Source organism: Kitasatospora sp. NPDC094019, from assembly GCF_044764505.1.
Lineage (GTDB): Bacteria > Actinomycetota > Actinomycetes > Streptomycetales > Streptomycetaceae > Kitasatospora.
On the sequence record NZ_JBIWIF010000001.1, the window covers coordinates 343,484 to 356,122 of the forward strand.

Annotated in this window: 9 protein-coding genes; 7 read left to right on the forward strand and 2 right to left on the reverse strand. The window is 74.9% G+C overall.

Annotation, left to right across the window (positions count from 1 at the left end; genetic code table 11):
* Positions 1-27: 27 nt before the first annotated feature.
* Positions 28-1,671, forward strand: coding sequence for a VWA domain-containing protein (locus ACIQ9P_RS01620; protein WP_402347952.1), 1,644 nt, complete (start codon positions 28-30; stop codon positions 1,669-1,671).
* Positions 1,672-1,759: 88 nt separating this feature from the next.
* Positions 1,760-2,356 (forward strand): hypothetical protein, encoded by a 597-nt coding sequence (locus ACIQ9P_RS01625; protein ID WP_402347955.1) that lies wholly within the window; start codon positions 1,760-1,762, stop codon positions 2,354-2,356.
* A 130-nt stretch (positions 2,357-2,486) separates the two neighbouring features.
* Here the strand turns inward: ACIQ9P_RS01625 and ACIQ9P_RS01630 are convergent, their stop codons facing one another.
* A complete protein-coding gene (locus ACIQ9P_RS01630) occupies positions 2,487-5,633 on the reverse strand; it encodes an AAA family ATPase (protein ID WP_402347958.1) in 3,147 nt (1,048 codons plus the stop codon).
* A gap of 704 nt (positions 5,634-6,337) precedes the next feature.
* On the opposite strand from ACIQ9P_RS01630, the gene ACIQ9P_RS01635 reads away from it, so the two are divergent.
* The 5 genes from ACIQ9P_RS01635 to ACIQ9P_RS01655 all read left to right on the forward strand — a co-directional run bounded on the left by ACIQ9P_RS01635 (position 6,338) and on the right by ACIQ9P_RS01655 (position 11,686).
* Positions 6,338-6,955, forward strand: a complete 618-nt coding sequence (locus ACIQ9P_RS01635; protein ID WP_051742222.1) for a response regulator transcription factor — start codon at positions 6,338-6,340, stop codon at positions 6,953-6,955.
* A gap of 364 nt (positions 6,956-7,319) precedes the next feature.
* Positions 7,320-9,146, forward strand: coding sequence for a bifunctional metallophosphatase/5'-nucleotidase (locus tag ACIQ9P_RS01640; protein ID WP_402347961.1), 1,827 nt, complete (start codon positions 7,320-7,322; stop codon positions 9,144-9,146).
* Between the two features lie 228 nt (positions 9,147-9,374).
* Positions 9,375-9,563: a hypothetical protein gene (locus ACIQ9P_RS01645; protein ID WP_402347964.1), complete on the forward strand. Its 189-nt coding sequence runs from the start codon at positions 9,375-9,377 to the stop codon at positions 9,561-9,563.
* Positions 9,564-9,782: 219 nt separating this feature from the next.
* Positions 9,783-10,709: an NADP-dependent oxidoreductase gene (locus ACIQ9P_RS01650; RefSeq protein WP_402347967.1), complete on the forward strand. Its 927-nt coding sequence runs from the start codon at positions 9,783-9,785 to the stop codon at positions 10,707-10,709.
* A 44-nt stretch (positions 10,710-10,753) separates the two neighbouring features.
* On the forward strand, positions 10,754-11,686 hold the full coding sequence (locus ACIQ9P_RS01655) for an AraC family transcriptional regulator (RefSeq protein ID WP_402347970.1): 933 nt from the start codon (positions 10,754-10,756) through the stop codon (positions 11,684-11,686).
* 8 nt (positions 11,687-11,694) lie between these two features.
* Here ACIQ9P_RS01655 and ACIQ9P_RS01660 read toward each other — a convergent pair whose 3' ends face one another.
* Entirely contained in the window at positions 11,695-12,621 is a 927-nt protein-coding gene (locus ACIQ9P_RS01660; protein WP_402347973.1) for an LLM class flavin-dependent oxidoreductase, read from the reverse strand.
* Positions 12,622-12,639: the final 18 nt, after the last annotated feature.

The following is a 12,639-nucleotide window of genomic DNA, read 5'->3' on the forward strand; positions in this document are numbered from 1 at the left end:
GGGGACATGGGAACGGGAGCGGGCACGATGCGCAGGAGTGGTGTGCGGGGCCTGATGGCCGGTCTGGCGCTGCTGGTGGCGACCTCGGTGGCGGCGTGCACGTCGTCGCCGGCGCCGCCGCCGAAGCCCGGGCCGAGCGACGCGCCCGCGCCGAGCGCGCAGCCGGGGGTGCTGCGGGTGCTGGCCGGCAGTGAACTCCAGGACATGGCGCCGGTGCTGGAGGAGGCGCAGAAGGCGACCGGGGTGACGGTGCAGTTCGCCTGGACGGGTTCGCTGGACGGTGCGGACGCGGTGTCCTCGGGTCGGACGGACGGCAAGTACGACGCGATCTGGTTCCCGTCGAACCAGTATCTGCACCTGGACGAGGGGAGCAAGGCGAAGCTGCTCTCGGAGACGCCGATCATGGCCTCGCCGGTGGCTTTCGGTATCCGCTCGGCGGTGCTGGGCGACCTGGGCTGGGGTGACGGTTCGAAGGTGACCTGGGGCAATCTGGCGGAGGCCGCGTCCGGCGGCAAGCTGTCGTACGGCATGGCGGACCCGTCGCGGTCGAACTCCGGGTTCTCCGCGCTGGTGGCGGTGGCCTCGGCGTTCTCGGGCGCGGGTTCGGCGCTGACGGACGCCGATGTGCAGAAGGCGGCGCCGCAGCTCAAGCAGTTCTTCGCCGGCCAGAAGCTGACCTCGGGCTCCTCGGGCTGGCTGGCGCAGGCGTACAGCCGGGCCGAGCGGGGTTCGATCGGGGCGCTGGTGAACTACGAGTCGGTGCTGCTGTCGCTGAACAAGACGCTGGGCGCCGACCAGCAGCTCACCGTGGTCCGGCCGACCGACGGCGTGATTTCCGCGAACTATCCGCTGACTCTGCTGAGTTCTTCGCAGCAGCGGGAGCGGGAGTCGTTCCAGCGGCTGACCTCCTACCTGCTGAAGGAGGACGTGCAGAAGAGGATCTCCGAGCTGACGCTGCGTCGTCCGGTGACGGCGGGGGTGGCTCCGGCGGCGGGGCTGCCGACGGACCGGCGGCACGAGCTGCCGTTCCCCGGCACCCGGGCGGTGGCGGACGGGTTGCTGGCCTCGTACCAGAACGAGCTGCGCCGGCCGTCCCGCACGGTGTACGTGCTGGATACCTCGGGTTCGATGGCCGGGCAGCGGTTGGAGTCCCTGAAGTCGGCGATGGGCCGGCTGACGGGCGCGGACGACACCCGGGGGGTGCGGCGGTTCCGGGACCGGGAGGAGGTCACGCTGATCTCCTTCGCCTCGAAGGTGAAGTCGACGAAGACCCACTCGGTGCCGGCCGGTGCGGGGGCGCAGCAGGAGCTGGCCTCGATCAACGGGGATGTGCAGGCGTTGTCGGCGGACGGCGGGACGGCGGTGTATTCCTCGCTGCAGGAGGCGTACCGGGTGATCCAGCGGCAGCAGTCGGCGGCGGCGGACGACCGGTTCACCTCGATCGTGCTGATGACGGACGGGCAGAGCAACGAGGGGGCGTCGGACAAGGACTTCCGGACGTTCTACGAGGGGTTGTCGTCCGCGCAGAAGGCGACGCCGGTGTTCCCGATCCTGTTCGGTGACGCGGCGAAGGACCAGTTGCAGGGGATCGCCGAGTTGACGGGTGGCAAGCTGTTCGACGGGACGGGCTCGCTGGACGGGGCGTTCGAGGAGATCCGTGGCTACCAGTAACGGTGGCGGGGGTGGTCGCGGTGGGCTCGGTGGCCGGGTGTGGGGGTATTTGACGTCGGTCCGGCATTTCGTGGCGGGTGGGGCGTCGGTGGCGGGGGCGGGGGCGGCGGTCGGGCTGCAGAGCCCGGTGGTGCTGTCGGCGCTGCTGGTGGTCGGGCCGTACGTCGCGGTGGTGGCGCTGTGGCCGCCTCCGCCCCCGCCTCCGCCGGAGCCCCTGGAGCCGCCGGAGCCGCCGGAGCCGCCGGACGGGGAGGATCCGCCCGGGCAGCCGGACTCCGGGGGCACGGGGCCGAAGCCGGCCGGGCGGAGGTCGCCGTTGGGCGCCTCGCTCAACTTCCGGCCGCCGGCTCCCCGGGCGGCGCGGGCCGCACCTGCGCCGTCGTCGGGGGCCGTGTCGGTGGTCCCGGCCGGGTCGGGGCCGTGGCCGCAGTTGGAGGAGCTGGCGGCGTTCGTCGGCTCGGCGCCGCTGCCGCCGGCCGCGAATGTGCCGGGGCTGCTGGAGCGGCTGCGCACGGCCGGGCCGGGGCCGACGACGGAGCCGATCGTCCGGCGGCGGCTGCCGCTGGCGGTGGACGGGTATCTGCGGGCGCTGACCTGGCAGCCGTGGGCGGCTGACGGGGCCGATCCGGTGGCCGAGCTGGCCCGGGCGGTGGACGAGATGGCGGCGCTGGTGCCGGCTTCCTGACGCCGCCGCGCCACGACATGAACGGCCCCGGTCCCCTGTGGACCGGGGCCGTTCGCGCGTCGTTGCTCCCGTGCCGCCCGTGCCGCCCCGCCCGTGCTGCCCGTGCTGCCCGTGCTGCCCGTGCTGCCCGTCAGGCTTCCAGCACGCCGGGCAGTTCGAGGCGGCGACGCACTCCCAGCTTGCGGAAGCTGTTGGTGAGGTGGGTCTCCACCGTCCGCACCGCGAGGTGCAGCATGGCCGCGATCTCGGCGTTGGAGTGCCCGGCGGCGGCGAGCCGGCAGATCCGCAGTTCGCTGTCGGTGAGCGCCTCCGCCCCGGCGTGGTCGCCGCGGCCGATGCGCGCGCCGGAGGCCCGCAGCGCCTCCAGCGCGGCGGCCCGCTGCCGGACGGCGCCGAGGCGTTCGGCGCGGCCGGCGGCCTCGCGCAGGGCCCGCCGGGCGGCGCCGCGCCGGCCGCCGTCGCCGAGCAGCCGGCCGTAGGTGATGAGGGCGGGGACGAGTTCGGTGTCGATCTCGGCGGTGCGCAGCATCAGGACGGCTTCGGCGGCGAGGTCGAGGCCGTGCCGGCCGCCGGTGGCGGCGGCGAGGGTGCGCAGGGCGCGGCCGACGGTGCGCGGGGTGCCCCAGATCCGGGCGAGGCGGAGTTCTTCCTCGGCGAGGACGACGGCGGGGCCGGGGGCGCCGAGTTGGAGGTGGCATTCGGCGGCGGCGGAGCGCCAGGGGGTGACGATGGGGCTGTGGACCTGGCGTTCGCCCTGGCGGCGGCCGCATTCCAGGAGGTCGGCGAGGGCTTCGGCGGGTTCGCCGGAGGCGAGGCGGAGCAGGCCCCGGGAGTAGAGGTACTCGTTCCATTCCCAGGAGTCCCGGGCGCGGTCGGCGGCGACGGCGCGGGCGAGGCCGTGGGCCTGCCAGAGCCGGCCGGTCTCGACGAGGGCGATGACGGCCTGGGCGACGAGGTGGGCGTTCTGCTGGCCGAGGAGTTCGGCGAAGCGGCCGGGGCCGGTGTCCTCGGCGGCGGGGCGGTGCTCGGCGGCGGGGGCGGGGGCGGCGGGGGCGCTCCAGGTGGGCAGCCGGGGCAGTCCCGGTGGACCCCAGGGGGTGGGCGGGAGGGGTGTGCGGGCGGGGGCCTGGCCGATGGACGCGGCCCCGGCCGAGGAGCCGGGGGCGGTGAGGGCGTAGTCCTCCAGCAGGGCCTGGTACTCGCCGCGCATGATCCTGGCCTCGGCGCGGACGCTGAGCAGGCACTGGTAGCCGGGGTCGAGCGGGCCGCCGCGGAAGGAGTCGAGGCCGCGGACGGCGAGGGCGTCGGCCTCGTCGAGCAGGTCGGCCCACTGGCAGAGGGTGGCGAGGGAGATCAGCAGGTAGGAGCGGCAGAGCGGGTCGACGGGGGCGGCTTCGAGCTCGCGGACGCGCTCGCCGACCTCGGTCGCGGCGAGCAGGCCGCTGGTGGCGTCGAACTCGGTGAGCAGCGCGTAGGCGGGCGGGGCGAGGCGGTGCGGCGTGCGGGTGGCGAGGCGCTGGAGTCCTTCGACGACCTGGAGCCAGCTGCGGCCGTCGTGGGCGGCGATCTGGGCGGTGGCGGCCTGGACGGCGTGCAGGACGTCCTCCTGGTCGGCGAAGCGGTGCGCCAGCTCGTCCATGAGTTCGATGGCGGCGGCGGTGTCGCCGCGGGTGGCGAGGACGGCGCCGAGGGTGCCGGCGGCGCGGAAGACGCCTTCGTCGGTCTGCTGGAGGTGGACGGCCTCGGCGAGGTGGCGCAGGCCGATGGTGCGTTCGGCGGGGCCGAGGGTGACTTCGAGGCTGCCGAGTTCGGAGAGCAGCAGACCGCGCCGGCGGTCGGTGAGGGGTTCGGCGAGGACGCGGCGCAGCAGGGCGACGGCGTCGGCGGGGCGGTCGGTGTCGGCGGCGCCGCGGGCGGCGCGGCGCAGGGTGTCGGCGGCCCAGTGGGGGGCGGGGGCGGGGGTGAGCAGGAGGTGGCCGGCGACGAGTTCGTCGGGGGCGCCGGCGTGGTGGAGGTGTTCGGCGGCGGCGAGGTGGACGTCGGCGCGGTGGCCGGGGGCGTGGCCGGTGAGGACGGCGTCGGCGAGCAGGGGGTGGGCGAAGCGGGGCCAGTGGCCGGCGTCGGGGGTGTCGAGGTGGTGGTGGGCGGTGAGGTCGGCGAGCCAGCCGGTGAGCCGGCCGGGGTCGGCGGCGGCGAGGTGGGCGAGCAGGGGGACGGGGTCCAGGGGCGGGGTGCCGGGGGCGGGGACGGCGTCGGCGGCGGGGTGTTCGCGCATCCGGGCGAGGACCCGGGCGGCGGTGACGGCCCGCTCGCCGGCGCCGTGCAGCCAGGTTTCGACGGCTTCGGCGAAGGCGCCGCCGGGGAGGGCGCCGCACTGTTCGGGGAGGGCCTGCGGCAGGGTGGTGGCGGGCCCGGCGGGGAGCGCGGCGGGTGCCGCGGCGGGCGTGCCGGGCTCGACGGGGAGCAGACCGGGCCCGGTGCCTTTCGCCGCGTCCTCCCCGTGCCCGCATTCGCCGCAGTCCTCGGTGTCCGTCGCCGCGAGGTCGGCGAGCAGCGCGGTGAGCAGGAGCGGGTTGCCGCCGGTGGCGCGGGCGCAGTCGGCGGCCAGCGCGGGGGGTGTGCCGGGTCCGAGTCGCTGTCCGGCGAGGAGGACGGCCGCCGGGGTGCCGAGCGGGGCGAGCCGCAGGGTGGTGGCGAGTTCGGGTGGCAGGTCGCGGGCGAAGCGGTCGGTCCGGCCGGTGAGGGTGGCCTGCCGGCGTTCGGTGGCGATCAGCAGGGCGGGCAGGCGGTCGATCCGGCGGGCGACCTGGCGCAGCCAGCGGCGGGACGGCTCGTCGGCGAGGTGGATGTCGTCGATGGCGAGCAGCAGCGGGTGGTGGGTGCCGTGCAGCCGGAGCAGGGACCAGAGGGTGGACTCGGCGGTGTCGGGCTCGGTGCCGGTGGCGGTGGCCTCGGTGGGGTCCGCGGCGGCCGTCCGGGGGGCCCAGGCGGTGTGGACGTAGGGCCCGGCCGGGGTCGGGCCGGTGTCGAAGAGCTGGCGGGCGGCCGCGTAGGGCGTGGTGGCCTCCTCGGCGGAGCAGCGGGCGCGCAGCACGGTGGTGCCGTCGGCGGCGGCCCGGCGGGCGGCCTCGGCGAGGAGTGCGGTCCGGCCGGTGCCGACGGCGCCGGTGAGCAGCAGGACGTGGCCGGTGCCGCGGCGGGCGCCGGCGGCCCGGTCGGCGATCAGCCGCAGCTGCGGTTCGCGGTCCACAAGGCGGGTGGACGTGGCGGTGCTCATTCAGGTGCTCCTCTTTGCCCTTCCCGAGTCTTCGTCGGTGCCCGAACGGGCACTGCCAGTCGTTCTACCGGGAAAACGGCTTGACGTCCTAACCACGCGTTACTGGCGAGTCAGGTTTCCGCCCCGCGGACCGACTTTCCCGCCCGGCCCGCCCCGGGCGCCCGATTGGACCGTTTTGCGGTGTCCCGACAGCATCCTCGACCCACTCCTCCAGTGTCCCTGACCACCTGGGGGCCCGTTTTCGTTGCCTCCGCCGATCGGCGGGGATCTCTCGGCGGGTCCGATCTCGTGGTGGACCACGATGGCCGGGGGGCTGCCCGGGCGGGAAGCATGGTGGTTGATTCCGGGGCACGGGCAGCGCTCCCGGATCGCCGTCGAAACGGTCGGCCTTCCCGGGTGGGGCGCCACGCCCTGACGTTCGGGGTCCGCCGGGTGGCCGGGCCGGCTTCTCCAGGAGGGGGCCAGATTTGACTGTTCTGCACACCGAGTACGACCGCCGGGGCACGGCGATGGGGTCGTCCGGGTCGGCATCCGCCACCCGTACGGTTCCGCCGCAGCGCCCGACGGCCTCCCGCTCGGTCACCACGAACACCCATGCCGTCGGCACCGCCGCGGCGTCCGTCCATCCCCAGGCCGCCGTCGCGGTCCGGGGTGCGACCGGGGCCGGGCGGGCGGTCGCCGCGGCGACCGCCCGCAGCTCGACGGTGCCGGTCGCCGTCCAGGCCGCCGATCCGCTCTCCCGGGCCGGGGCGGAGGCGCAGCTGCGCCGCTTCCCCGGGGTGGCGGTGGTCGACCCGAGCGGTGCGGCCGGGCCGGGCACGGTCACGGTGCTGGTCGCCGAGTCCGCCGACGCGGCCGCGACGGCGGCCCTGCGCCGGCTGGTCCGCGGGGCCGGGCAGCGGGTGGTGCTGGTGGTCGAGCGGCTGCGCGAGACCGAGCTGATGGAGGCCGTCGAGTGCGGGGTGGCGGCGATCCTGTGGCGGCGGGAGGCGACACCGGAGCGGCTCGGCCGGGCGGTGCTGGCCGCGGCCCGGGGCGACGGCGACCTGCCGGCCGACCTCCAGGGGCGGTTGATCGCCCAGGTGGGCCGGCTGCAGCGGTCCGTCCAGGGCATGCCGGGTCAGGCTCCGACGGGTCTGTCGGAGCGTGAGTCGGACGTGCTGCGGCTGGTCGCCGAGGGCTGGGACACCGGGGAGATCGCGGCCCGGTTGTCGTACTCCGAGCGCACGGTGAAGAACGTGCTGCACGGTCTGACGACCCGGCTGCAACTGCGCAACCGGGCGCACGCGGTGGCCCACGCGGTGCGCGAGGGCTACATCTAGCCCCTGGCGCCACGCCGTAGGGGCGGGGCAGTGCTCCGCCGTGATCCGGGCGGGTGGGTGCGGTACCCGCCCGCCCGGATCACGAACGGGCCCCGGTCGCCGGCGGGCCCGGTCGCCGGCGGGCCCGGCCACGAACGGGCCGCGGTCACGAACGGCCGCGGTCACGAACGAGTCGCGGTCACGAACGAGTCGCCAAGATCTCACCTGTTGGAAAGGTCCGGGGTCTATCCGCCGGAGGGAAGCGCACGGCAGACTTCTACGCGCGTACTTCTACGCGCGTCAACGCGCCTGCCCGCCGCCACCGGCGGTGCTCCCGGCCGTCGTTGACGGTCCGTTGCCGCCATCCCCACCGGGAGAGTCGTCCATGCCCCTGAACCGCCGTGACTTCGTCACCCGGTCCGCCGCCACCGCCGCCGGCGCCGCCCTCGTGAGCGGAGGCGCCTTCGCCGCCGCCACCCCCGCGGCGGCGGCCGGACCGGACGAGACCCGCGCCAAGGGCCGGACCAAGCGCCAGAGCTTCACCGTCATGGGCACCACCGACCTCCACGGCCGGGTCCTCAACTGGGACTACTTCACCGACGCCGTCTACGCCGACAAGGCGCACAACGAGGTCGGCCTCGCCAAGATCTCCACGCTGGCCAAGCAGGTCCGCGAGGAGAAGGGCTGGGACCGCTGCCTGCTCATCGACGCCGGCGACACCATCCAGGGCACCCAGCTGACCTACTACTACGCCCGGGTCGACCCGATCGCCACCGAGGCCGACACCGCGCCCGAGCACCCGATGGCGCTCGCCATGAACACCATGGAGTACACCGCCGCCGCGCTCGGCAACCACGAGTTCAACTACGGCATCGACACCCTGCGCGCCTACGAGGAGCAGCTGGACTTCCCGCTGCTCGGCGCCAATGCGCTGAACGCCCGCAACGACAAGCCGGCCTTCCCGCCCTACGTGATCCGCAAGCTGAAGCTGGGCACCGGCCCGGCCCTCAAGGTCGGCATCGTCGGCCTGACCAACCCGGGCATCGCGATCTGGGACAAGGCGAACGTCGCCGGGAAGATGACCTTCCCCGGCATCGTGGAGACGGCGAAGATCTGGGTGCCGAAGGTGCGGGCCGCCGGCGCGGACGTCGTCGTGGTCGCCTGCCACTCCGGCATGGACGAGGCCACCTCCTACGGCGACCAGCTGCCCTGGGCCGAGAACGCCTCGGTGGCGCTGGCCGAGCAGGTGCCCGGCATCGACGCCGTCCTGGTGGGCCACGCCCACAAGGAGATCCCGCAGCGCCTGGTCGTCAACAAGGAGACCGGGAAGACCGTCGTGCTGTCCGAGCCGCTGTGCTGGGGCCAGCGGCTGACCTGCTTCGACTTCGAGGTCGAGCCCGACGGCGGCGCGTGGAAGGTCGTCTCGCTCTCCTCCCGGGTGCTGAACTCCAACACCGTGCCGGAGGACCCGGAGATCGTCGACCTGATGACCGACCAGCACAAGAAGGTCGTCGAGTACGTCAACCAGGTCATCGGCACCGCGAAGACCGCGCTGTCCATCGCCGACGCGCCGTTCAAGGACACCCCGATCATCGACCTCATCGGCCGGGTCCAGGCCGACGTGGTGCGCGCCGCCCTGGCCGGCGGCCAGTACGCCGAGCTCCCGGTGCTCGCCCAGGCCGCGCCGTTCAACCGCACCGCCGTCATCCCGGCCGGCCAGGTCAAGCTGCGCGACGCGGCCGGCCTGTACATCTACGAGAACACCCTGGAGGCCCGCATCCTGACGGGCGCCCAGATCAAGGACTACCTGGAGTTCTCGGCCAGGTACTACAACCAGCTCGCCCCGGGCGCGCCGGTCGACAAGGCCACCCTGACCAACGCGCAGAACACCCCGGACTACAACTACGACTCGGTGTACGGCGTTTCGTACGACATCGACATCTCCCAGCCGGTCGGCTCGCGGATCGTCAACCTCGGCTTCGAGGGCCGGCCGATCGACCCGGCCGCCCGGTTCGTCCTCGCGGTGAACAACTACCGCGCCAACGGCGGCGGCAACTTCCCGCACGTCGCGGCCGCCCAGAAGGTGTGGGCCAACTCGGACGAGATCCGCAACGCGATGATCGGCTGGGTGAAGGAGAAGGGCGTCATCGACCCGGCCGACTTCGCCGCCGAGTCCTGGCGCCTGGTCCGGGCCGGCCAGCCGGTCTTCTGACCGGACCCGCCGCGGCACCGCAACGGCCGGTCGTAGCACCGGAACGGCCGGTCGTCGCCCCGCACCGACCGGCGGCACCACCGGAACAGCCGCTCCACGGCCGGAACTCCCGTTCCCACGAACGGAACACGGCCCGCACGGCCGGAACAGCCCCCGGGGCCCGCACCCCGGGGGCTGTTCCCCTCCCCCCGGCGCGCCCACGCGCCGCCGGCCGAACCGGCCGACACCGTGGTGGACGCCGAGCAGGCGCAGGACCACGGTGTCGGCCACGAGTTCCTCCAGTGGCCGACCTGCCCCGGCCATGTCCACCTGCCGGTACCGGCCGCGGACCCGGAGGACCCGACGCGGGCCTGGTGGCACTGCCGCCGCTCGCGCGAGCCCCTCGTCCACGTCGGCGACCTGGCCGCCGGGTCCTGAACCCCGGGCCGGAGCCGCCCTACCGCGGCCGGGGCGGCCGTCCCGGTCCGCGGGGACTCCACGGGCCGCCCTCGCGCCGGGACCACCGCCCGGCGAGACGCTGGGACATCTTCCCGAGCGCGCAGGATATTCAGCCGCGCGTTCGGCCTGCCTACCGTTGATCACGTCACCGGGAGCGGCCCACCGTCCCGAGAGCTCGTCCCGACAAGGAGCGGTCCCATGCGCGCAGTTGTCCAGAAGTCCTTCGGCGGCCCCGAGGTCCTGGAGGTCGTCGAGACCGACCGGCCGGCCCCGCGCGGCGGCGAGGTGCTCGTCCGCGTCCACGCCAGCGGCGTCAACCCGGTCGACGTGGCGGTCCGTTCGGGCGCCTACCCGCTGCTCGGCGAGCCTCCCTTCGGCGTCGGCTGGGACATCTCGGGCGTCGTCGAGGTGGCCGGACCGGGCGCCCGGTTCAAGGCCGGCGACGAGGTGTTCGGCCTGCCGTTCTTCCCCCGGGCCGCGACCGGCTACGCCGAGTACGTCGCGGTGCCGTCCCGTCAGGTGGCCCGCAAGCCCGCCGCGCTGAACCACGTCGAGGCCGCCGCGCTGCCGCTGGCCGCGCTCACGGCCTGGCAGGGCCTGGTGGACGCGGCGGGCCTGTCCGAGGGGCAGCGGGTGCTGATCCACCGCGCGGCCGGCGGTGTCGGCCACCTCGCCGTCCAGATCGCCAAGGCCCGCGGCGCGCACGTGACCGCCCTGGCCAGCGAGCCCAAGCACGAGTTCGTGCGCGGCCTGGGCGCGGACGAGGTGATCGACCACCGCACCGAGGGCTTCCTGGCGGCGGTCGGCCGGGTGGACGTGGTGCTCGACTCCTCCTCGCAGGGCACCGCCTCGCTGGAGGTGCTGCGCGAGGGCGGCGTGCTGGTCTCGATCATGGAGCACTGGAACACCGCGCTGGCCGCCGAGATCGAGGCTTCCGGCCGCCGGTTCGCCGGCATCTCGGTGGAGCCGGACTACGCCTCGCTGGAGGCGATCGCGAAGCTCGTCGACGAGGGCCGCATCCGGCCGCACATCGCCGAGACCTTCCCGCTGGAGGAGGCCGGCAAGGCGCACGAGCTGATCGCCACCGGCCGCACCCAGGGCAAGATCGTCCTGACCGTCGCCTGAGCCGTAGGGTTCCGGTGGAGCACGTACCGACCGGGGGAGGCGGCATGGACATCCTGACCGAGGCACTGGGTTCGATGCGGACGGGGCAGCCCGCCTCCGTCCGCACCGAGGGCCGGGCCCCGTGGGGACTGCGGCTGCCCCCGGTCGCCGGCGCCGGCTTCCACGTGGTCCTCTACGGGACCTGCTGGCTGGTGCCGCTGGAGGACGACGCGGCGGAGCCGATCGCGCTCAGCCCGGGGGACGTGGTCTTCCTGCGGGACGGCCGGGGCCACGTCCTCGCCGACCGGCCGGACACCCCGGCCGTCCCCGAGCAGCCCTCGCAGTTCCGGCCGAGCCTGCCGATCGGCACCGTCACGGTCGGCGGGGACGGGCCGCGCACCAGCCTGCTGTGCGGCAACTACCACCTCGACCAGGCGCGCCCGCACCCGTTGGTGCGGCAACTGCCGGAGATCGTCCACCTGCAGACCCGGCACGGCCACCACCCCGAGCTGAGCGCGGCCGTCCAACTCCTCGGCGCCGAACTGGAGAACCCCCGGATCGGCTCGGCCGGCATCGTCCCGGCGCTGATCGACTCGCTGCTGCTCTACATCCTGCGGGCGTGGTTCGAGGAGCAGCCGCCCGCCACCGCGGCCGGCTGGGCGGCGGCGCTCGGCGACGCGGCGGTGGCCCCGGCGCTGACGGCGATCCACGAGGCGCCGTCCACACCGTGGACCGTGGAGTCGCTGGCCACCCGGGCGGGCCTGTCCCGGGCGGCGTTCGCCCGGCGGTTCACCACCCTGGTCGGCGAGCCGCCGATGGCCTACCTGACCCGCTGGCGGATGACCACGGCGGCCCGCCTGCTGCGCGAGTCCGAGGTTCCGCTCACCACCGTCGCCGCGAAGACCGGCTACGGCTCGGAGTACGCCTTCGCCAAGGCGTTCAAGCGCGAGTTCGGCCTCGCCCCGGGCGGCTACCGCCGCGAGTCCCGGGCCGCCTGAGGGCGGACTCAGCCCTTCCCGGCCGTGTCCCCGACCGCCTCCCGGACCGCCGGAGCGACCTCCCGCGCCCACCGGCCGAGGGTGACCGGGTCCGGCGAACCGTGGTCGGCGGCGAAGAGGGTGAAGCCGGACGCGCCGTGCTCCAGCACCGCGCCGGTCAGTTCCTCCACCCACTGGCCCACCGAGCCGCCGAGCCACCTGCCCTCCGCGTCCCGGGTCGCGGCGAGCGGCCGGTCGGTGATCCGGCCGGGCAGGTTGTAGACGGTGCGGATCTCGCGCGGGTCGCGTCCGACGGCGGCGGCCGCCTCGTCGACGACCGGCCGCGAGGTGCGGTAGCGCTCGCTGAGCCAGTCCGCCGCGTGGCCGGGGATCCAACCGTCGGCGACCCGGCCGGTGGCGGCCAGCGACTTGCGGCCATTGGAGCCAGTCCACACCGGCGGCGCGGCGACGGGCGCCGGCTCGATCTCCCGGACGCGGTAGTGCCGCCCCTCGTGGGTGACCGGCGGTCCGCCGCCCGACAGCCGCTTGACCAGCACGATCGCCTCCTCGAAGGCTTCCACCGCCTCGCCCGGGGCGAGCCGCTCGACGCCCAGGTCGGTGATCCGGTCCCAGATCCCGCCGGCGCCCATCCCCAGCACCACACGCCCGCCGGACAGCGCCGAGAGCGAGGTGATGGTCCGTGCCAGCATCGGCGCGGGCCGGCTCGGCAGGTTGGTGACGTTGGCGAAGCCGCTGATCCGCCCGGTCCGCCCGAGCAGGAAGCCGAGCGCGGCGTACGCGTCCACCCGCCCGCCGATGTACGGGTGGTCGGACAGCGAGAAGTGGTCCAGCCCGTCCCGGTCGGCCTGCTGGACGAGGTCCAGCAGGCTCGCCGTGTCGGCGAGGTCCCCCGGCGCGCCGAATCCGAGAACAACGCCCGCGTTCCCGATGCTCATCGTTCCCCCAGAAGCAAA